20 protein-coding genes are annotated in these 20,869 nt (G+C 64.9%); 8 read left to right on the top strand and 12 right to left on the bottom strand.

Annotated features, from left to right (window positions below; genetic code table 11):
• Positions 1–18: 18 nt before the first annotated feature.
• Together IVB41_RS15090 and IVB41_RS15085 are read left to right on the top strand one after the other, a co-directional pair.
• Positions 19–606, top strand: coding sequence for a GNAT family N-acetyltransferase (locus tag IVB41_RS15090; RefSeq protein ID WP_007605081.1), 588 nt, complete (start codon positions 19–21; stop codon positions 604–606).
• 122 nt (positions 607–728) lie between these two features.
• A complete protein-coding gene (locus IVB41_RS15085) occupies positions 729–1,385 on the top strand; it encodes a hypothetical protein (protein ID WP_027570042.1) in 657 nt (218 codons plus the stop codon).
• 183 nt (positions 1,386–1,568) lie between these two features.
• Here IVB41_RS15085 and IVB41_RS15080 read toward each other — a convergent pair whose 3' ends face one another.
• From IVB41_RS15080 to IVB41_RS15060, 5 genes are all read right to left on the bottom strand, one after another.
• Positions 1,569–2,054, bottom strand: a complete 486-nt coding sequence (locus IVB41_RS15080; RefSeq protein WP_027570043.1) for an ATP F0F1 synthase subunit B — start codon at positions 2,052–2,054, stop codon at positions 1,569–1,571.
• Between the two features lie 5 nt (positions 2,055–2,059).
• Complete coding sequence (locus tag IVB41_RS15075) at positions 2,060–2,623, bottom strand: ATP synthase subunit B (protein WP_027570044.1); 564 nt, start codon at positions 2,621–2,623, stop codon at positions 2,060–2,062.
• Positions 2,624–2,683: 60 nt separating this feature from the next.
• The gene (locus tag IVB41_RS15070; protein ID WP_007599451.1) at positions 2,684–2,914 is read right to left on the bottom strand and encodes a F0F1 ATP synthase subunit C; all 231 of its coding nucleotides are present in this window, start codon (positions 2,912–2,914) and stop codon (positions 2,684–2,686) included.
• Positions 2,915–2,967: 53 nt separating this feature from the next.
• The gene (locus tag IVB41_RS15065) at positions 2,968–3,717 is read right to left on the bottom strand and encodes a F0F1 ATP synthase subunit A (RefSeq protein ID WP_018459993.1); all 750 of its coding nucleotides are present in this window, start codon (positions 3,715–3,717) and stop codon (positions 2,968–2,970) included.
• A 114-nt stretch (positions 3,718–3,831) separates the two neighbouring features.
• Positions 3,832–4,206 carry an AtpZ/AtpI family protein gene (locus IVB41_RS15060; protein ID WP_007599457.1) on the bottom strand — a complete coding sequence of 125 codons (375 nt, stop codon included), beginning with the start codon at positions 4,204–4,206 and terminating at the stop codon, positions 3,832–3,834.
• 406 nt (positions 4,207–4,612) lie between these two features.
• Between IVB41_RS15060 and IVB41_RS15055 the strand changes: the two genes are divergently transcribed.
• Both IVB41_RS15055 and IVB41_RS15050 read left to right on the top strand, forming a co-directional pair.
• Positions 4,613–5,149, top strand: a complete 537-nt coding sequence (locus IVB41_RS15055) for a hypothetical protein (protein ID WP_247432304.1) — start codon at positions 4,613–4,615, stop codon at positions 5,147–5,149.
• A 127-nt stretch (positions 5,150–5,276) separates the two neighbouring features.
• Positions 5,277–5,747, top strand: coding sequence for a secondary thiamine-phosphate synthase enzyme YjbQ (locus tag IVB41_RS15050; RefSeq protein WP_247432301.1), 471 nt, complete (start codon positions 5,277–5,279; stop codon positions 5,745–5,747).
• A 127-nt stretch (positions 5,748–5,874) separates the two neighbouring features.
• On the opposite strand, the gene IVB41_RS15045 is transcribed toward IVB41_RS15050, so the two are convergent.
• Positions 5,875–7,500: an MFS transporter gene (locus tag IVB41_RS15045; protein ID WP_197031213.1), complete on the bottom strand. Its 1,626-nt coding sequence runs from the start codon at positions 7,498–7,500 to the stop codon at positions 5,875–5,877.
• Positions 7,501–7,842: 342 nt separating this feature from the next.
• On the opposite strand from IVB41_RS15045, the gene IVB41_RS15040 reads away from it, so the two are divergent.
• On the top strand, positions 7,843–8,514 hold the full coding sequence (locus tag IVB41_RS15040) for a response regulator transcription factor (protein ID WP_007599462.1): 672 nt from the start codon (positions 7,843–7,845) through the stop codon (positions 8,512–8,514).
• Between the two features lie 399 nt (positions 8,515–8,913).
• Here the strand turns inward: IVB41_RS15040 and IVB41_RS15035 are convergent, their stop codons facing one another.
• On the bottom strand, positions 8,914–11,754 hold the full coding sequence (locus IVB41_RS15035) for a winged helix-turn-helix domain-containing protein (RefSeq protein ID WP_247432298.1): 2,841 nt from the start codon (positions 11,752–11,754) through the stop codon (positions 8,914–8,916).
• 199 nt (positions 11,755–11,953) lie between these two features.
• Here IVB41_RS15035 and IVB41_RS15030 point away from each other — a divergent pair, with 199 nt between their 5' ends.
• The 3 genes from IVB41_RS15030 to IVB41_RS15020 all read left to right on the top strand — a co-directional run bounded on the left by IVB41_RS15030 (position 11,954) and on the right by IVB41_RS15020 (position 14,067).
• Positions 11,954–12,373 carry an organic hydroperoxide resistance protein gene (locus tag IVB41_RS15030; protein WP_247432295.1) on the top strand — a complete coding sequence of 140 codons (420 nt, stop codon included), beginning with the start codon at positions 11,954–11,956 and terminating at the stop codon, positions 12,371–12,373.
• A 37-nt stretch (positions 12,374–12,410) separates the two neighbouring features.
• Positions 12,411–13,442 carry an alpha/beta fold hydrolase gene (locus IVB41_RS15025; protein WP_247432292.1) on the top strand — a complete coding sequence of 344 codons (1,032 nt, stop codon included), beginning with the start codon at positions 12,411–12,413 and terminating at the stop codon, positions 13,440–13,442.
• Between the two features lie 121 nt (positions 13,443–13,563).
• Entirely contained in the window at positions 13,564–14,067 is a 504-nt protein-coding gene (locus IVB41_RS15020) for a cytochrome P460 family protein (RefSeq protein ID WP_407062485.1), read from the top strand.
• 10 nt (positions 14,068–14,077) lie between these two features.
• On the opposite strand, the gene IVB41_RS15015 is transcribed toward IVB41_RS15020, so the two are convergent.
• The 5 genes from IVB41_RS15015 to IVB41_RS14995 form a co-directional block, all read right to left on the bottom strand.
• A complete protein-coding gene (locus tag IVB41_RS15015; RefSeq protein WP_247432286.1) occupies positions 14,078–17,587 on the bottom strand; it encodes a PAS domain-containing hybrid sensor histidine kinase/response regulator in 3,510 nt (1,169 codons plus the stop codon).
• 146 nt (positions 17,588–17,733) lie between these two features.
• The gene (gene hemA / locus IVB41_RS15010; protein WP_247432282.1) at positions 17,734–18,963 is read right to left on the bottom strand and encodes a 5-aminolevulinate synthase; all 1,230 of its coding nucleotides are present in this window, start codon (positions 18,961–18,963) and stop codon (positions 17,734–17,736) included.
• A 190-nt stretch (positions 18,964–19,153) separates the two neighbouring features.
• On the bottom strand, positions 19,154–19,369 hold the full coding sequence (locus tag IVB41_RS15005; RefSeq protein WP_247432278.1) for a HEAT repeat domain-containing protein: 216 nt from the start codon (positions 19,367–19,369) through the stop codon (positions 19,154–19,156).
• Between the two features lie 88 nt (positions 19,370–19,457).
• Positions 19,458–19,769 carry a hypothetical protein gene (locus IVB41_RS15000; protein ID WP_247432275.1) on the bottom strand — a complete coding sequence of 104 codons (312 nt, stop codon included), beginning with the start codon at positions 19,767–19,769 and terminating at the stop codon, positions 19,458–19,460.
• A gap of 16 nt (positions 19,770–19,785) precedes the next feature.
• Complete coding sequence (locus tag IVB41_RS14995; protein WP_247362939.1) at positions 19,786–20,847, bottom strand: MBL fold metallo-hydrolase; 1,062 nt, start codon at positions 20,845–20,847, stop codon at positions 19,786–19,788.
• Positions 20,848–20,869: the final 22 nt, after the last annotated feature.

The following is a 20,869-nucleotide window of genomic DNA, read 5'->3' as shown; positions in this document are numbered from 1 at the left end:
CCCCCGGGAAGCATCACCATGGCCCTCTTCCGCCTGCCATCCAGTGGACCCGCCGCTCTCGCGCCGCGCGGCAACGGCCTGTTGCTACGCGCGCCGCAGATGTCGGACTTCCTGCAATGGGCCCATCTGCGCGAGTCCAGCCGCGATTACCTGACGCCCTGGGAGCCGATCTGGCCGTCGGACGATCTCACGCGCTCCGGCTTCCGCCGTCGCCTGCGCCGCTATTCCGAGGACATCGCCGCAGACCGGTCCTATCCCTTTCTGATCTTCCGGGAGCTCGACGGCGCCATGGTCGGCGGCATCACGCTCGCCAATGTCCGCCGCGGCATCGTCCAGGCCGGCACCATCGGCTATTGGGTTGGGAAGCCCCACGCCCAGCGCGGCTACATGACGGCCGCGCTGCGGGTGCTGCTGCCGACGCTGTTCGGCGAGCTCAATCTGCACCGGGTCGAGGCCGCCTGCATCCCGACCAATGCGCCGTCGATCCGGGTGCTGGAGAAGTGCGGTTTCTCCCGCGAGGGGCTGGCGCGCCGCTATCTCTGCATCAACGGGATCTGGCAGGACCATTTGCTGTTCGGCCTGCTGCACGAGGATTTCCGCGGCTGAGCCCGCTTATCCATGTGACCAAAGTCTGCTTGTTTGCTGCCTTGGGTTCGTCGGTTTTGACGATATAACGGCGCAGCCCGGCCGGTGATCGGCCGGGCTGTCGTCATGGAGTTTGGGTGTTGATGGTGCAGGAGCTTCGGTCACCGCGGAATGCGTTGCGGCGGGGGGCAGCGGTCGCGCTGGTGTTGTCAGTTGCGCTCGTCTCCGTCTCGCCAGTCGCGGCGCAGTCGCTGACCGATCGATTCAAGGGCCTGTTCGGCGGCAAGTCGGACGAGCCGGCCCAACCCAAGCCGGCGCCTGCACCGGGACAGCCGGCGGCTGATGATGATCTTGATTGCCCGCAGGTCACGGTGCGTGCAGGAGCCTCCACCTACGCGGTCGGTGCCACCGGCAAACCGGCCGTCGGCAACGAGATCCGCTTCCAGGCCACCATCACCAAGATGGCGCGCGAATGCACCCGCAATGGCGGCGACATCACGGCCCGGATCGGCATCCAGGGCCGCGTCATTGCCGGTCCCGCCGGCGCGCCGGCGAGCGTCGAGGTGCCGCTGCGCGTCGCCGTGGTGCATGGCGGCATCGGCGAGAAGGTGATCGCTTCCAAGGCCTACCGGACCACGGTCGGAATGTCGGAGGGCGGCAGCGTCCCCTTCACCTTCGTGGCCGAGGATCTGGTCTATCCGATGCCTTCGGCCAAGGACGCCGATAGCTACATCTTCTATGTCGGCTTCGATCCGCAGGCGCTGTCACCCGAGCCGAAGGCGCGGGCGAAGAAGAAGTAGCGAATGATTTTGCAAGTGACCGTCATGCCCGGGCTTGTCCCGGGCATCCACGTCCTTCGCTCCGCCTGAATAGAACGTGGATGGCCGGGACAAGCCCGGCCATGACGTCGAGAAAGCAAACTATCAAACAAAAAAAGCCGGCGCTCATCGCGCCGGCTTTTTGATGAGTGAAGGCGAAGCCCCTCAGTTCAGCTTCTGCCTGACTTCGGTAATGCCCTTGGCGAGCAGATCGTCGGCGACCTGGCCCCTGACCGACTGCGACAGGATCGTGGAGGCGGCCTGGACGGCGGCTTCCGCAGCTGCGGCGCGAACATCGGCCACCGCCTGAGCCTCGGCGAGCGCGATCTTGCCCTCCGCGGTCTTGGTGCGGCGAGCGACGAAATCTTCCACCTTGGCCTTGGCCTCGATTGCGATGCGCTCGGCTTCGCTCTTCGCGTTCGCGATGATGTCGGCGGCCTCGCGTTCGGCCGAGGCGGTGCGCGCCTTGTAGTCGGCGAGCACCTTGGCGGCTTCCTGCTTGAGGCGCGTCGCGTCGTCGAGTTCGGCCTTGATGCGATCGGCGCGATGGTCGAGCGCAGTCATGGCCTTCTTGAAGACCCCGAGATAGCCGAACACGACCATCAGGATCACGAAGGCGATGGCGACCCAGGTTTCAGGATCGAAGAACATATCGATTAACCCTTCAAGGACGCATCAACGGCGGCATTGACCAATGCCGCGTCCGGAACCACGCCGGTGAGCTGCTGCACGATGGTGCCTGCCGCATCGGCCGCGATGCCGCGGACGTTGCTCATGGCGGTCGCACGGGTCGAGGCGATGGTCTTCTCCGCCTCGGCGAGCTTGGCCGCCAGTTGCTCTTCCAGCGCCTTGCGCTCGGCGTCCGCCTGCGCATTCGCCTTGTCGCGGGATTCGTTGCCGATGGCCTGCGCGCGCGAGCGCGCCGAAGCAAGCTCGCTTTCATAGGCCTTCAGCGCCGCTTCGGACTGGTCCTTCAGCTTCTGCGCTTCGGCGAGGTCGCCCTCAATCTTGTTCTGACGCGCCTCGATCGCACCGCCGACGCGCGGCAGAGCGAGCTTGGACACGATCACGTAAAGCGCGACGAAGAAGATCGCGAGCGACACCAGCTGTGAAGCATAGGTGCCGCTCTCGAACGGGGGAAAGCCGCCACCGTGACCGCCTTCGGACCCGGTGTGGGCGCCCGCCGCCGGACCTTTTGCGCCGCCATGACTTTCAGCCATGGATTACTCCTGTTGCTGTCATGCGCGTCGCTTCGGTCGAAGCGGCGCGAAAAATCGTCCTCAGAGCGGAACGAACAGCAGCAGCAGCGCGATCAGCAGCGAGAAAATGCCCAGCGCTTCGGTCACGGCGAAGCCGAAGATCAGATTGCCGAACTGGCCCTGAGCGGCCGAGGGGTTGCGAACGGCTGCGGCAAGATAGTTGCCGAAGATCACGCCGACGCCGACGCCTGCGCCGCCCATGCCGATGCATGCGATGCCCGCGCCGATAAGTTTTGCTGCTGCCGGATCCATTTTAGACTCCTTGGAAGAAAGATTGGGTTTTGGGTGGAAATTCCCCGGACCGCTCAGTGTCCCGGATGAATAGCGTCGTTGAGGTAGATGCAGGTCAGGATCGCAAACACATAGGCTTGCAGGAACGCGACCAGAATTTCGAGAGCGTACAGCGCGACCGTGAGCGCCAGCGGCAGCACGCCGCCGACCCAGCCAAGGGCGCCGAGCGAGAAGCCGAGCATGGCGACGAAGCCCGCGAACACCTTCAGCGCGATGTGGCCGGCCAGCATGTTGGCGAACAGACGGACGCTGTGGGAGACCGGCCGCAGGAAGAACGACAGGATCTCGATGAACATCACCAAGGGCAGGATGTAGCCGGGGACGCCGTGGGGCACGAAGATCGAGAAGAATTTCAGGCCGTTCTTGGCAATGCCGTAGATCAGGACCGTGAAGAAGACCAGCAGCGCCAGAGCGGCGGTGACGATCAGATGGCTCGAGATCGTGAAGGTGTAGGGGATGATGCCGACCAGGTTCGAAACGCAGATGAACATGAACAGCGAGAAGATCAGCGGAAAGAACTTCATGCCTTCCGCGCCGGCCGTCGAGCGGATGGTCGAGGCCACGAACTCGTAGGAGATTTCGGCGACCGACTGCAGGCGCCCGGGAACCAGCTGCGTGCCGCTGGCGAGCATCAGGATCGAGATGATCGCGACCGCCACCAGCATGTAGAGCGACGAATTGGTGAAGGCGATCGTGTGGTTGCCGATATGGCCCAGGGTGAAGAGAGGCTCGATGTTGAATTGGTGGATCGGATCGATTTTCATCAGCGCGGCATCTCTTGGTCTGCCGGGCGATGCCGGCGGGTCTCGGTCTGCCGGTCGGGCCCGGCCCGTACCGGCACGAGCCGGCACGATCATTCCTCTCCTGGTGTGGATCGCTTAAGAACCACCGCGCCTGTTTTGACCCGCGCCTGCCGTTCTCACCACATTCACCACGCCGGCGACGAAGCCCAGCAGCAGGAACACGATAAATCCGAAAGGCGACGTCGACAGCAAGCGGTCGAAACCCCAGCCAATCCCCGCTCCGACAACGACCCCGGCGACCAACTCGGAGGATAACCGGAAACCAAGCGCCATCGCCGAGGCTCTGGCCGCTCTGTCCTCACCGTCACCTGCGGGTTGCTCGGTCTTGACGTGGCGGCCGCGAAATTCGGACAACCGCTGATCAAGATTTCCGAGCCGATCGGAAAGCGCAGCTTCCTCGGGCGATCTATCGCGATCTCCATTCTCGCCGTGTCCCGTGCCCTGTGTCATGCAACAAAGACCCGAAACGCCGCGGCTGAATGGAAATTACGCCCGCCACCCTCAAAAGCCGCGCGGACCATACTGATGGCCCATAATCAAGTCAAGCCAAGTCACGATTGTGTCCATTCCAGTTATGTGACTGATTTATTTGACAATATTGGCGCAGGCGGCAGCGCTGCACACAGCGTGACGCCGCACCGCAGCAGGTCTCCGCTTGATCGGCGGACGCAGTCGCCATTTCGCGCGGCTGCCGGGATCAAAGGGGGCGCCGTGATCGTTCATATCAGAGGCGCGTTTTGAGCGGCGGATCGCCTCGCCGGGGTGTAGAATTTGCAAGAAGTGCCACCCTTATGAGTGCCACCTTTATGAGCGCCATCTTTGGACGTGCTACCGGCCCGTCGTGGCGGAGAACGCGATGAGACCAGCGAATTCATCCACAGCATCATGGCTTGCGGCGGCGGCGTTCGCGGCGGTGATGGCGGTCAGCGCCGGCGGCCTCGCCGCGCAATCCGCGCCCGACGGCGAAAACGGCCGCTACAGCATGAGCCCCATCCCCGAGGGCGTGCTGCGGCTCGACAGCCGCACCGGCACGGTGTCGACCTGCACCCGCAGCGGCGCCGGCTGGGCCTGCTACGCGGTGCCCGATGAACGTACCGCGCTCGACGCCGAGATCGGCAGGCTCCAGGCCGAAGTCGAGACGCTGAAGGGACGGCTTGCGGCGGGGCCGACCGTGTCAGGCAAGATCGACGAGGCGCTGCCGAAAACCGACCCGCTCAAGAAGGCGGAGCCGCAAGCACGAGAACCAAAGGCCGCCGAGGGCGAGCGCAGGATCGAGATCCCGCTGCCGAGCGACCAGGACGTCGATCGCGTGATGTCGTTCCTGGAAAGGGCCTGGCGCCGGCTGATCGACATGGCCAATCGCGTGCAGAAGGACGTGTCGGGGAAGATTTAGCGCGCGGCGAGATGCCGTAGGGTAGGCAAAGGCGCGACGCGCCGTGCCCACCATCTATCCGACTATGCAGGGTGGGCACGCTTCGCTTTGCTCACCCTACGGCAGCTTTCGATCAGGCGAGACTTTCATGACATCAGCCAAATCCATCACGCGCTCGGCGCCATCGTCGGTGCAGGCCACCACCCTCACATCGTCGCTGTTGACCGTGCAGACGCCGGGCCGCGGCTTCACCGACCTCACGGGCGAAGCTGCGAAGTTCGTTGCCGAGGCAGGCGCGCGAGATGGCGCGTTGACGCTGTTCGTCCGTCACACCTCGGCATCGCTGGCGATCCAGGAGAACGCCGACCCTTCCGTGCTCGTGGATCTCACCACGGCATTGTCCCGACTCGCGCCGGAGAACGCCGGCTGGACGCATGATGCCGAGGGACCGGACGACATGCCGGCGCACGTCAAGACAATGCTGACCCAGACTTCGCTTCATGTGCCGGTCCTGAGCGGCAAGCTCGCGCTCGGCACCTGGCAGGCGATCTACCTGATCGAGCACCGCAAGCGCCCGCACCGACGCGAAATCGTGCTGCAATTCATCGGCAATCCGTAGAGCGTTTTCGAGCGAAGTGGATACCGGTTCGCGTCAAGAAAACGCGTCAAAACAAAGAATTTGGAGATCAAAACAAAACCGGCCGCGGAGACCGCGGCCGGTTGGTGTTGATCTGGATCTGCGTCGATCAGGTCGACTTGATATCGACGTCCTTGGTCTCCGGCAGGAAGAACAAGCCGATCACGACGGTAATCGACGCGAAGATAACCGGATACCAGAGGCCCGCATAGATATCGCCCGTCGAGGCCACGATGGCGAAGGCGGTCGCCGGCAGCAGGCCGCCGAACCAGCCGTTACCGATGTGGTAGGGCAGCGACATCGAGGTGTAGCGGATGCGGGTCGGGAACAGTTCGACCAGCATCGCGGCGATCGGGCCGTACACCATGGTGACGAAGAGCACCAGGACGAACAGCAGTCCGACGACCGCGGCCACCTGCGGACGGAAGATGTCGAACGGATGCGCCATCTTCACGATGCTCGCATCGCCGGGCTTCGGATAGCCGGCTCCCTGCACGGCGGCGAGGACTGCCGGGTTGCCGTCCTTGGCGTTGGCGTAGGCAACTTCCTTGCCGTTGACCATCACCTTCACGCCGGAGCCTGCCGCACCCGGCGTGGTCGAGTACTTGACCGACGACTGCGACAGATAGGCACGTGCGGTGTCGCAAGGCGAGGTGAAGACGCGGGTGCCGACCGGGTTGAACAGGTCGCCGCAACCTGCGGGATCCGCCACCACGTCGACCTTGACCGTCTCGATCGCTTTTTCCAGCGCCGGGTTGGCGTTGGTGGTGATCATCTTGAAGATCGGGAAGAAGGTCAGCGCCGCGATCAGACAGCCGCCGAGGATGATCGGCTTGCGGCCGATCCTGTCGGAGAGCATGCCGAACACGATGAAGAAGCCGGTGCCGAGCAGGAGCGACCAGGCGATCAGCAGGTTGGCAGTGTAGCCGTCGACCTTGAGGATCGATTGCAGGAAGAACAGCGCGTAGAACTGGCCGGTGTACCAGACCACGCCTTGGCCCATCACGCCGCCAAGCAGCGCCAGCAGCACGAGCTTGCCGTTCTGCCAGTTGCCGAAGGCTTCCGTCAGCGGGGCCTTGGAACTCTTCCCCTCGTCCTTCATCTTCTGGAAGATCGGGGATTCGTTGAGGCGAAGCCGGATCCAGACCGAAACGCCGAGCAGCAGCACCGAGACCAGGAACGGAATGCGCCAGCCCCATGCCGCGAACTCGGGTTCGCCGAGCGCAGAGCGCGTGAACAGGATCACCAGCAGCGACAGGAACAGGCCGAGCGTCGCCGTGGTCTGGATGAAGGAGGTGTAGTAGCCGCGCTTGCCGTTCGGAGCATGCTCTGCGACGTAGGTGGCCGCACCGCCATACTCACCGCCGAGCGCCAGGCCCTGGGCGAGACGCAGCGCGATCAGGATGATCGGGGCCGCGATGCCGATGGTCGCCGCGTTGGGCAGCAGGCCGACGATGAAGGTCGACAGACCCATGATCAGGATGGTGACGAGGAAGGTGTATTTGCGGCCGACGATGTCGCCGACACGGCCGAACACGATCGCGCCGAACGGGCGCACCAGGAAGCCCGCCGCGAAGGCCAGCAGCGCGAAGATGTCGCGGGTTGCCGGCGGATAGGCCGAGAAGAACTGCGCGCCGATGATGCCGGCCAGCGAACCGTAGAGATAGAAATCGTACCACTCGAAGACGGTACCGAGCGAGGAGGCGAGAATGACGAACCGTTCGTCCTTCGTCATCCCTCCCGCGCCTGCTTGAGACACAGCCATTGTCGACATATTGAGTCGCTCCCCGAAAATCGTTTCCTCGCGTCCTGGATGTCCGGTCATGCCGGATCAACCCAAGCCTTATCCCCAAGGTAACATTGGCGTGAAACCCGCCCCAATACGACTTTCGGCCTTTCGCACTGACGCGCACCTGACGTCGCGGGCGTTCCATTCGGCAACATAGTGCCGGCCTGTGGATTAACCCCGTTGCCGCAAAGGGATAATGTCCACTTGCATGCCACGGCTGGTCGGGAAACAATTGACCAAGGCCCCGCGCCGGCCTACTGGCCCGGTGCGATTGCCAGCAAGAGAACGATGAACGCTCCCTCGACCCATCTCGTCATTGCCGATGACCATCCATTGTTCCGCGCCGCGCTGCGGCAGGCGGTGGCGGGCGTCCTGAGCTCGGCCAGGATCGACGAGGCTGGATCGTTCGAGGATTTGACCAAGCTTTTGGAACAGACCTCCGACGTCGACCTGATCCTGCTCGACCTCTCGATGCCCGGGATCTCCGGCTTTTCAGGCCTGATCTATCTGCGCGCGCAATATCCGGCGATCCCGGTGGTGATCGTCTCCGCTTCCGACGACAGCGCCACGATCCGCCGCTCGCTCGATTTCGGCGCCTCCGGTTTCATTCCGAAGCGATTTGGCGTCGAGACCTTGCGCGACGCCATCCTCAAGGTGATGGAGGGCGACGTCTGGGTTCCGGCAGACACCGATCTGTCGGCCGTCGCCGATCCCGACATGACGCGCCTGCGCGACCGGCTGGTGACGCTGACGCCGCAGCAGGTCCGGGTCCTGATGATGCTGTCGGAGGGGTTGCTCAACAAGCAGATCGCCTATGAGCTCGGCGTCTCCGAGGCCACCATCAAGGCGCATGTCTCGGCCATCCTGCAAAAGCTCGGCGTCGAAAGCCGGACCCAAGCCGTGATCGCCGCCGCGAAGATCGCCGGCGGCCAATGGAAGCAGGGCACCCCGACGGGGTGAGCATGGAGCGAGCTTCCCGTAGTCCGGATGCGCTCGCTGTGTCGCCCTCCTGTCAATCCCACCGCGCAAAATATTCCACTTTACCGAAATTCCGTTTTGGCGTGTGTGTCGCCCATCCCGGCTCATCCTTGAGGGGCGATCTTGTGGTCGTCACGTTCGCGAGCCGGGCTTGCGGTGGACGCGGCAGCGTTCGGGTACGAGAGGCCAAGGGCAGGGCGGATTGCTCTCCGTGAGCCCAAAACTTCGTGTCGACGAGCGGCGCTGCTAGGCTTCGACGGTGCGCTGCAGAGCCGCGGCCCATGTCGCTGCATTGTACCGTGTCGCTCGTGGATCCCGGCTCTGCGCAGCAGCGCAAGAGCGTTGCAGTGCGCCCGGGACACGAGCGGCACCGAGTCCGCGTCATAATGTTTGCAACAACTTGTCGGCGGCCCGGATATCCGCTGTCTCCGAGCCCGCGGCGAAGCCTTCATACGCCAATTGAAGCCACCGCCTCGCTTCCTCGCGCCGGCCGCGTTCGGCAAGGAGACCGGCGAGATCGATCGCGGCCCGCAGCTCCCAGGCTTTGGCGCCTTTGCGACGACTCAATTCCAGTGATTGGACGAAGTGGGCTTCTGCCTGATCAGCGTCGGGCTTGGGCCTCGCCAAGAGAACCCTTCCCTTCATGCGCAGCAGCTCGGGCATGTACAGATGATCGCCGCTTTGCTCGACGAGGCGGATCGCATCGTCGATCAGGCACGCACTCCGCTCGATCTGCCCAAGCGCCATCAAGCCCTGAACAAGCGCGATGTTGAACGTCGTGGTGAGCAGCTCGTAGCCGGCATCGTGGAGCTCACGCAGACACGTCCCGATCGTCTCGACGCCTTCGGCGGCATGGCCGCGCCGGATCGCCAGTTCGCCTTTGACGCCGCGGCCGACCGCAAGATAGGGGCCCATGGAGCGCGATTCGGCATGGGCGATGAAGCGGTCGATGTTCTCTTCCGCGGCATCGAGGTCTCCGCTCCAGAGATCGATCGAGACCGCCCAGATCAACGCAATGCAGAGCGTGATCGGATGGTCCATCTGCGCGGCCTCGACGACCGTCTGTCGGGCCAGTTGCAGCGCATCCGCGGGGCGGCCCTGCAACCAGAACTCGCGCGCGAGCGAGATGCCGGCCCGGTTGCGGTGATCGAAGCCATAGACGGTGCTGATCCGTTCCGTGCCCGGCCCATGCCAGGCGGCCTCCAGCATCGTCAGCGCGTCGCGATGCTCGCCGGCAAGATGCAAGGAGACACCGAGGAGCGAATGGGCGAGGGCGAGGGAGGCGGCCCCGCCGAGTGTCCCGGCGACCGTAAGGCTTTGCTGCGCATAGCCGAGCGCGGCGTCGAACTGTCCCATGCGCTCGTGGAAGATATGCATGCGCCCGAGCAGCTGGAGCTGGTTCGGCGCGTCGCCGCGCGCCTCGGCGATCGCAAGGCTCCGGCTCAACGCGGCACGCGCCGCTTCGCTGCCGCCGCGCGTGAACATCAAGGTCAGTCCGAGAGCGGCCTGGATGTGCATTTCCTCGGCGCCGCCGCGCGAGGAGGGATCGATCGCAAGCAGCGCCCGTTCAGACCAGCGCCGGCACTCGACCAGCAACGACATCGCGAGAAAAATTGGCGCTGCAGCTGCGGCCAGTGCAATGCCGATGCTGGCATCGCCGTCCGTGCCAAAACACCAGTCCAGCGCCGCGCGCACGTTGTGAAGCGCGGAGAAGTGGATCGCGCGCTCGTCGGCGCTCGGCACCGTGGCCCACGTCGTGCCGGCCTGCTCCAGCCATTGCCGGTAATAGGTCGCATGCCGGGCGGCGAGCGCCGCGTCATCAGGCTCGATCTCGAGCAGATAGGCGCGCGTCGTGTCGAGCAGACGGTAACGCATCATGGCGCCGATCGGCCGCGCCGCGACCATCGACTTGGCCACCAGGCCGTCGATGGCGTCGAACAGGCGGGAGCGGTCGACACGTTCGTCCGGCACGATCTCGAGTGCGGCGTCGATGGTGAAGTGACCGGCGAAAACCGCGAGCCTGCGTAGCACGAGGCGTTCGATGTCGGACAAGAGCCCGTAGCTCCATGCCAGCGTCGCCTGCAACGTCTTTTGTCGCGGCGGCGCCGTGCGCTGGCCCTGCCAGAGCAGATTGAGGCGCTCGTCGAGCAGTGCTGCGGTCTGCTCCAGGCCGTAGGCTTCGACGCGGCCGGCGGCGAGTTCGATCGCCAGCGCCATGCCGTCGAGCTTGCGGCAGATCCCGGCGACGATCGCGGCATTGGCATCGTCGAGCGCGATCTGCGCGCCGCCGGCCGTGGCACGTTCGAGGAAGAGTTGAAGCGCGGGATAAGTCTGCGCAGCGGCCGCCGTCAGCCCAGGATTGTCGGGCGGTACGGCGAGCGGCGCCAAGCGATAGACCTGCTCACCCTCGACCCGCAGGGCTTCGCGGCTCGTCGCCAGGATATGGACATGCGGTGCGGCGTGGAAGATGTCGGCGGCCAGCGGCGCCGCCGTGGCGATGACGTGTTCGCAATTGTCGAGGATCAGCAGCATCCGCTTGTCCCTGAGATGCGCGAGCAGCGCAGGCAGGGGATCCTCGGTTTGCGCCGGCAAGCCCAGCATCAGCAGGATCGAGGTGATCACGAGATCGGGATCGCTCAGCGCGGCAAGATCGACGAAATGTGCGGCGTCGGAAAATGTCGCGAGCAGATCGTGAGCAATCGCAACCGCAACGGCGGTCTTGCCGACACCGCCCGGGCCGGCGATCGTGACGAAGCGGGAGCCGACGAGCCTGTCGGAGACGGCGGCGACCGCATCGTCGCGCCCGACCATCCGTTGCAGCCGGTTCGGCAGTTTGACGGGCGGCAATTCCGTTCGCGCGGCGGTGCGCCGCTCTGCCGGGATATTCACCTGCGAGATTAGCGCCACGAAGCAATAGCCGCGGCCGGAGAGTGTGGTGATGTAGCGGGCACCGTCCTTGCCGTCGCCAAGGGCCTTACGAAGCGCCGCGACGTGAAAGCGGAGATTGGCGTCCTCGACCGTCATGCCGGGCCACACCAGCGCCATCAGATCATACTTGCTGACGACCTGGTTCGGCCGCGACATCAGTGCGAGCAGCGTGTCGAAGGCCTTTGCACCGAGCGGCAGCGCGACGCCGTCGCGCACCACGAGTCTTTCATGCGGCGTCACAGTGAATGGCCCAAACGAGAGGGTTCCCGTTGCGGTGCCGGCCGGCTCGGTCATGGCGAAATCCTGATCCTTTCGAACGGACCGGATAGCCAGATGACCGCAATCCGGCAAGACCGTTCCCGGCGTTGCGATCAGACTGCGGTTGCAGGCCCTGTGAGGCGCGCGAGCGGAGACCTCACAACTTCTCACAAGTCCCAACGGGTGTGTCGCGGCAGCCGCTGCTAGTCACTTGTGCGACGGCAAGGAGACCTTCATGACCCAGGCGGCAAAGTTGCTTTACACGGCCCGGACCCACACCAGCGGCGGGCGACAGGACGGGATGTCGCGCAGTTCCGACGGCCGCCTGGATGTCAAGCTGTCGCCGCCGGGCGGCACCGGCATCGGTACCAATCCCGAGCAATTGTTCGCGGCCGGCTGGTCGGCCTGCTTCGAGGGCGCGATGGAGATCGCGGCCCGCAAGCGGAAGATCGAGCTCCCCAGGAAATGCGCGATCGATGCGGAGATCGACCTGGTGCTCGACGAGGGCGCTTATTCCCTCAGGGCACGCCTCGATGTCAGCCTACCCGGCCTCGATCGCGAGATCGCGCGCGGGATCGTCGATGAGGCGCATCAGACCTGTCCCTATTCCAAGGCCGTCCGCGGCAACATCGACGTCACGGTCGCGCTGATCTGACGGCACCACCTCCAACCATCAACAAGGTAGCACCATCATGAAACAGATCATCGATCAGCACCGCCGCCAGTTTTTCGGCATCGCCGCGGGAACTGTCGCCGCCGGCCTCGGCGTGATCGGCCTCGCCCGCGCCGAATCGGAAGCGCCGCGCTCGGTCGCGACGAATGCGCCGTTCGGCGCGATCAAGCAGATCGATGCCGGCGTCCTCAACGTCGGCTACGCAGAGGTCGGTCCTGCGAACGGCCCCGTCGCAATCCTGCTGCACGGCTGGCCCTACGACATTCACGCCTTCGTCGACGTCGCGCCGATCCTGGCAAAGGCCGGTTATCGCGTCATCATTCCCTATCTCCGTGGTTACGGCTCGACCCACTTCCTCTCCGCCGAGACGCCGCGCAACGGCGAACCTGCAGCAATGGCCGTCGACATCATCGCTCTGATGGACAAGCTCGACATCAAGAAGGCGGTTGTCGCCGGCTTCGACTGGGGCGCGCGTACCGCCGACATCATCGCCGCGCTGTGGCCGGATCGCTGTCGTGCGCTGGTGTCGGTCAGCGGCTATCTGATCTCCAGCCAGGCCGCAGGCAACGCGCCGCTGCCGCCGTCGGCCGAGCTGCAATGGTGGTACCAGTTTTATTTCGCGACCGAGCGCGGCCGCGCCGGATACGAGAAGTACACGCATGATTTCGCAAAACTGATCTGGAAGCTGGCTTCGCCGCAGTGGAAGTTCGACGACGCCACTTTCGATCGCAGCGCGGCGGCGCTGGACAACAAGGATCACGTCGCGATCACGATCCACAATTACCGCTGGCGGCTCGGGCTCGCCCAGGGCGAAGCGAAGTACGAGGAGCTCGAAAAGAAGCTCGCCGCAGCTCCCGTCATCAGCGTCCCGGCGATCACGATGGAAGGCGACGCCAACGGCGCGCCGCATCCCGATCCAAGCGCCTATGCCAAGAAGTTCTCCGGCCGGTACGACTATCGCCTGATCACTGGTGGCATCGGCCACAATCTGCCGCAGGAAGCACCGGAAGCCTTTGCCAAGGCCGTGATCGACGCCGACGGCGGTGCCTGAGAATTTTGGCAGCACCTCGGTCCGGCAAGGCCGGGCCCAGGCCTGATATGCGATCGCAGCTCAGTGAGGCGTCATGACGACAATGAAATCTGAAAAGTCAAAATTTCCATCGTCTACGACGATGATCGTGCTGGCCGTGCTCCTCCTCGTCGTTGTCCTGACCTGCGTGCCATATCTGGTCACGATCGCTTTCGCGCAGGGCGAGGCCGATGCCTCGCCGATCTTCGGCGTCACTGTCCCGGAAGGCTACAAGCAGTGGGAGCTGATCGCGCCGGCCGAAGAGGCGGCTCCCCTGGACGAGCTGCGTGCCGTCGTCGGCAACAGGACCGCGATCGATGCCTATCAAGCCGGCAAGCTTCCGTTCCCGGACGGGACAATTCTGGTCAAACGCGCCTGGAAGCGGAAGCAATCGCCCGAATTTGCGTCCGCGACGATTCCCGGTGAAGCCACCACCGTCCAGGTGATGGTCAAGGACTCCAGGAAATATGCCTCGACCGGCGGCTGGGGATTTGGTCGCTTCGTCAACGGCAAGCCGGTCGACGAGGCCCAGCATCGCACCTGCTTCGCCTGCCACGAAGCTCGTGTGAAGAGCCGCGACTACGTGTTTACGAGGCTTGCGCCCTGAGAGCGGAGGTTCACTCCGCCGCCACCATCTGCTGCGTGCGCCACTGGCCGAGCAGGGCGCGGAGCGAAGCCGGCTTGACCGGCTTGTTGAGCACCGCGACCTTTTCGTCGCGCGCCGCCATTTGCACGGCGGGGCTGCGGTCGGCGGTGATGAGGATCGCGGGAATGCCGTCACCGAAGCGGCGGCGGATGTCGCGGATCGCGGCGATGCCGTTGCCGCGGTCGAGATGGTAGTCGACCAGCAGGCCGGTCACGCGGCGGCCGGCAGTTTCGATCGCGGCGATCGCGCCCTCGGGATCGGCGACCGCGATCACTTCGGCGTCCCACGCCTTCAGTAGTGTGCGCATGCCGTCGAGGATCGCGGCGTCGTTCTCGATGCAGACGATCAGGGTCCCCGAGATCGAGGTGCGTGCGAGCGGCGTTGCGCTGGTCACGGCCGCGGTGTGGGTGATCGCCTTCGCCGTCGGCACCGTCACGGAAAAAACCGAGCCGCCGCCGACATTGGAATCGATGGCGATGTCGTGCTTGAGCACGCGCGCCAACCGCTCGACGATCGACAGGCCAAGGCCGAGGCCGCGGGCGATCCGCGCGCCCTGCTCGAGGCGGTGGAATTCCTTGAAGATCTCGCTGCGCTTGACCGTCGGGATGCCGACACCGGTGTCGTAGACGCAGATCTTGAGCGAGGCGCCGCGGCGGCGGCAGCCGACCAGCACGCGCCCGCGCGGGGTATATTTGATCGCGTTGGAGATCAGGTTCTGGAGCAGCCGCCGCAGCAGGAGACGATCCGACTCGACGGGCAGCGAGCACGGCACGAAGACGAGCGCCAGATTCTTGGCGCGTGCGATCGGAGCGAACTCGATCTCCAGCGAGCGCATCAGGTCGGCCATCTTGAAGCTCGAGATCGAGGTCGTCATCGCGCCGGCGTCGAGCCTGGAGATGTCGAGCAGCGCGCCGAGGATCTCCTCGATCGCCTGGAGCGATTCGTCGATGTTCTCGACCAGCCGCGTCTCCTCGCCGCTGTGCTGGCGCTCGACCAGGCTCGTGACATAGAGCCGCGCCGCGTTCAGCGGCTGGAGAATGTCGTGGCTGGCGGCGGCGAGAAAGCGCGTCTTGGAGATGCTGGCGTCTTCGGCCGCGCTCTTGGCCAACGCCAGCTCGGAATTCAGCCGGGTCAGCTCCTCGGTGCGGTCTCGCACCCGCTTTTCCAGCGTCGCATTGGCGCGCTCGAGCGCTTCGGCCGCCTCGAACGTGGGCGTGACGTCGGTGAAGGTGATGACGAAGCCGCCGCCGGGCATGCGGTTGGTCAAGATCTCGATCACCATGTGGCGGTCGGGCAGGCGCTCGAGATAAGGCTCGCCGTCGGTGGTGTAAGCCACTAGCCGGCGCTCCAGCATGGCCTCGCGCTCGATCGGATCGGCCGGCTCGCTCACGCCCATGAATTCCAGGATTTCACGCAACGGCGTGCCGAACTGGATGAAATGTGGGGGAACGTTGAGGAGATCGCCGAACTGCCGGTTCGAGCAGATCAGTTGCAGATCGGCATCGAACACCGCGATGCCCTGGCGCACATGGTTGAGCGCGGTCTGCAGGATCTCGCGGTTGAAATGAAGCGCCGCATGGGAATCGTCGAGCAGCTTGAGCGCAGCCTTGGCGGAGACCGTCCGCTTGCGCAGCAGCAGCGACATCACCAGACGCGATGAGGCCGCACCGATCGAGGAGGCGATCAGGTGCTCGGCGTGCTGCAGCAGCTCGAAATCGGCGGGCGCCCCGGACTCCAGCCGCACATTGCGCCGCGCGGAGAATGCCTCGAAGGAATGCCGCGCGCGGTCAGGCCCGAGATATTGCGCCACCGTGGTCTGGATGTCCTGCACCGTGACGGTGGTGCGCCAGCGCCGGAAGCTCGGGGAGATCGGCGCCAGGGTGTTGGGGACGAACAGATCGGCCTGCACCAGCTCGATCGAAGACGGCCGGCGCGCCAGCGACAACAGCACGTAGGTGAGGATGTTGAGCGACAGCGACCAGACCACGCCGTGCATCAGCGGCGGCAAATCGGCGCCGAACAGCGCCTGCGGCCGCAGCGCCTCGATCCCGAACGGGCCGTGCTGGAGCAGCAGGATGCCCGCCGTGGAAGTATCCATGAAGCTCGGGATGAACAGTGTGTAGAGCCACACCGCAAAGCCGACCAGCATGCCGCCGATCGCGCCGCGCGCGGTCGCTCGCCGCCACAGCAATCCGCCGAAGAAGCTTGGTGCAAGCTGGGCGATGGCGGCAAAAGACAGGAGCCCGATCGCGGCGAGCTGGGTGTTGCCGAGCGCGCGGTAGTAGAAATAGGCCATCACCATGATGGCGAAGATCGCGAGCCGGCGCGAGCGCAGCAGGAAGTCGCTGAAATCGGCGCCGCCGGTGCGCCCCTCGGGCCGTCGTTGCAGCACCAGGGGCACCACGAGATCGTTCGAGACCATGATGGAGAGCGCGACGCATTCGACGATCACCATCGCGGTCGCCGCCGACAGCCCGCCGACGAAGACGGCGACGCTGAGCAGATCCGCGCCGCCCTCCATCGGCAGCGCCAGCACGTACATGTCAGGATCGGCGGCGCCGAACGGGAAGCTGACGAGGCCGGCGAACGCGATCGGGATCACGAACAGATTGATGGCGACGAGATAGAGCGGAAACAGCCAGCGCGCGCGTCCGACCTCGGCGTCCGAGGAATTCTCCACCACGCTGACGTGGAACTGGCGCGGCAGCAGCATGATCGCGCACAGCGACAGCAGCGTCATGGTCAGGAAGTTGCCGATCGACGGCGAATAGTTGATGACGCGCACCGCCTCCGGCGTCTTCATCGCGCGCTCGATCAGTTCGTGCGGCGAGAACATCCAGAACGAGACGAAGATGCCCGCGGCGAGGAAGGCGACCAGCTTGATGATGGATTCGGTCGCGACCGCGAGCATCAGGCCGTGCTGGTGCTCGGTGGCGTCCGTCTGCCGCGTGCCGAACAGCACCGCGAAGGCCGCCATCGCCAGCGTCACCATCAGCGCTACGTCGCCGACGATCGGGATGTGGGAGAAGGCCTGGTCTTCGCTCAGGATGGTTTCGAGCGAGGAGGCGACCGCCTTGAGCTGGAGCGCGATGTAGGGCACCGAGCCGATGATGGCGATCAGCGCGACGGTTGCCGCCACCGCCTGGCTCTTGCCGTAGCGCGCACCGATGAAGTCGGCGATCGAGGTGATGTTGTGGGCCTTCGCGAGCTGGATCACGCGGCGGAGGACGCCGGCCCCTAACCCGATCATCAGGATCGGGCCTACATAGATCGCGAGGAAGTCGGTGGAGGTGCGGGTGGCGAAGCCGACCGAGCCGAAGAAGGTCCAGGAGGTGCAGTAGATCGCCAGCGACAGCGGATAGATCAGCCCCGAGGCGCGGCCGCGCCCGGCCGGCGAGCGGCGGTCGCCATGGCTCGCCACCAGGAACAGAAAGCCGATATAGCCGAAGGCGGCGGCGATCACGCCCCAATCGTGCAGCATGGCGAGCGTGCTTCTCCCAGGGCGCGCGCTGGCCGCGCCCGATCTCATTTTCCCTGTAATTCTAGCGCGCTGGACGGCCGCAGGCGACAGCGAAATGCCGTGCGGGTGCGGGAACTGGGGTTGTCGTTAAGCAGGACGACCCGGAGCTACTCCGCCGCCAGCGACTTCTCGCGCATCGGCAGACCCAGGCGGTCCCACACCTGCAGCAGGGCTTCGGCGAGCTGATCGATCAGGCCGTCATCATGATAGGGCGAGGGCGTGATGCGCAGGCGTTCGGAGCCCTTGGCGACCGTCGGATAGTTGATCGGCTGGATGTAGATGCCGTGCTGCTCGAGCAGGAGGTCGGAGGCCTGCTTGCACTTCTCGGCATCGCCGATGAACAGCGGGACGATATGAGTGTCGCTCGACATCACCGGCAGGCCGGCCGCGCTGAGGATCGCCTTGACCCGGGCGGCGCGATCCTGGTGACGCTCGCGCTCCCAGCTTGACGTCTTCAGATGCTTGATCGCGGCGGTCGCGGCCGAGCAGATCGCCGGCGGCAGCGCGGTGGTGAAGATGAAGCCCGGCGCATAGGAGCGCACCGCGTCGATGATCTGACCGTTGGCGGCGATGTAGCCGCCGAGGCAGCCGAACGCCTTGGCGAGCGTGCCCTCGAGAATGTCGATGCGATGCATCACGCCGTCGCGCTCGGCGATGCCGCCGCCGCGCGGGCCGTACATGCCGACGGCATGGACCTCGTCGACATAGGTCATGGCGCCGTACTTCTCGGCGAGGTCGCAGATCTTGGCGAGCGGGGCGATGTCGCCGTCCATCGAATAGAGGCTCTCGCAGGCGATCAGCTTGGGTCGGCTCGGGCCCGCAGCCTGCAACAGCGCTTCGAGATCGGCGAGGTCGTTGTGGCGGAACACGACCCGCTCGCAGCCGGACTGGCGGATGCCCTCGATCATCGAATTGTGGTTGAGCTCGTCGGACAGGATCAGGCAGTTCGGAATGAGCTTTGCGATGGTCGCGATGCCGGTCTGGTTCGAGACGTAGCCGGACGTGAAGAGCAGCGAGGCTTCCTTGCCGTGGAGATCGGCGAGCTCGGCCTCGAGCTGCACCAGCGGATGATGCGTGCCGGCGATGTTGCGGGTGCCGCCGGCGCCGGTGCCGATGCGGGTCGCGGTCTCGACCATTGCGCCCACCACCTTCGGGTGCTGGCCCATGCCGAGATAATCGTTCGAGCACCAGATCACGACGTCGCGCTTGCCCTTCGGCGAGTGCCAGAGCGCATGCGGGAACCGGCCGGCGATGCGCTCGAGATCGGCGAACACGCGGTAGCGCCGCTCGGTGTGGAGACGATCAAGGGCGGAATTGAAGAACTGGGCGTAATCCATCGTCAAACCTGCAGCGGAACCGACCAAAGACCCGCATATCCTTAGAGCTTTTCCAGCTCCAATGTCTATGCGCTATCCCACATTTGGACCTGCGGGGCATTTGGGCAAAATGCCCTATCGTGCGATTTGAAACTTGATCCGGATCAAGTTCGCGCGAGGCTCAATGTTGCTCTGCACCATTGCGCCCGGGCTAACTGCGCGCCCCGATCGCCTGATGGGCCTGCGCGGCGGACTTGCGCACATGTCCGTCGTCATCGTTCAGCAGCGGGGTCAGCGCAGGCAGGACGTCCGGATCGCCGAAAGTGTTGGCGATCTCGCAGGCCCACAATCGATGCCGGGGAAGCTCATCCCTGGAAAAAGCATCGAACAGCAGCCGCCAATTGCCCGCAGCGGCGCCTCGCCGCAAGGTCCACGCGGCTTCCTTCCGAACTCCGATTTCCGGATCGCGCCTGTAGAGATTGAAGATCGAATGGAAATCCGCCTCATGCCAAATCTCAGCAAGGGCGCGAAGCGCGCACTCCCGTCGATGCTTCGGGCGCCCTCAGAAGGGGCAGCACGAGATCATGAGCTTCGGCAAGCTTCCATTGCTCGACGATGCCGCAGGCGGTGCGCCTGACGTAATCCGACGTGTCGGAAAAGGCAGCGGCAATGCTCGTGCGGAGTTCATGCCCCCGCTTGTGTTGTCCGATGACCTCGATTGCGGTTCGCCGCACAAAGGCATCGCTCGCCGTTGACAGTGTCCGAAGCTCGCCCAGCGCTTCGTCGTCGTCCCGTGCTAGCAGGTTGCGGATGGCCTCATGGGTCATCGGCGGCCCCTGAAACTCAAGTCGTCCTGAACTGCAACACGCCATCTTTCATCTCCGCCGTCAGCCGGCCTTCCACGATCATGTAGTTGACGTGGGCGACCAGTTCGCCGGCGGCGAAGCCCATCTGGTGTTCGTCCAGCACGTGCTTGTTAAACACCACGGGCACCAGGGCGCGCGAGGTCTGCGGCACCTCGCGGCAGGCTTCCGCGATCAGGCGGCAGCGCTCCTCGTGGTGATCGGCGAGCTGCTTGATGCGGGTCTTCAGGCCGTAGAACGGCACGCCGTGGCCGGGCAGCACCAGCACGTCATAGGGGAGAGTCGTCGTAAGGCTGGCGAGCGAGGCCAGATATTCGCCGAGTGAGTTCTGATCGGGTTCGACCGCCCACACGCTGACGTTCGGCGAGATCTTGCTCAGCACCTGGTCGGCCGAGAGGAACAGCTTGTCGTCGGCGCAATACAGCATCACCTGGTCGAGCGCGTGACCGCCGCCGGTGATCACCTTGAAGCGGCGCGTGCCGATCACGACGTCCTCGCCATGCGAGATGCGGCGGTAGGACGGGGGCAGCACCGAGACGCGCTTGAGGTAGTCCTGGCCGCGGCCGAGCAGTTTTTCGGTGAGCGACTCGTCCATGCCGTGGCGGCGGAAGAACAGCCGCTGCGCTTCCTGCCGCTCCTCGGTGCCGCGGTTCTGGTGATAGACCGATTGCAGATATTCGACCTGCGACATCACCAGCGGGCAGTTGAACCGCTCGACGATCCACCCGGCCAGACCGACATGATCGGGATGGGAATGGGTCACGATCAGGCGCGTGATGTTGACGCCCCTCAGCGGCCCGTCGAACAGCTTCGTCCAGGCTTCGATCGTCTCCTCATTGCCGAAGCCGGCATCGATCATGGCATAGCCGTCACCGTCGGCGAGCAGGTAGATGTTCACATGGTTGAGCCGGAACGGTAGCTTCAGCCGCGCCCACAACACGCCGGGCTTCACCTCGACGACCTGTTCGGGGCCGGGATGCTGTTCCCAGGGATAGCGCAGGGCGTCGGCGGAGGACTGCACGGTGTCGGTCTTTGCGTTCATGCTACCGACTTAAACCCGCCGC

Source organism: Bradyrhizobium sp. 44, from assembly GCF_023073095.1.
Taxonomy (GTDB): domain Bacteria; phylum Pseudomonadota; class Alphaproteobacteria; order Rhizobiales; family Xanthobacteraceae; genus Bradyrhizobium.
The sequence above is the reverse complement of the archived record's forward strand: the minus strand, read 5'-3'. Positions and strand labels throughout refer to the sequence as shown.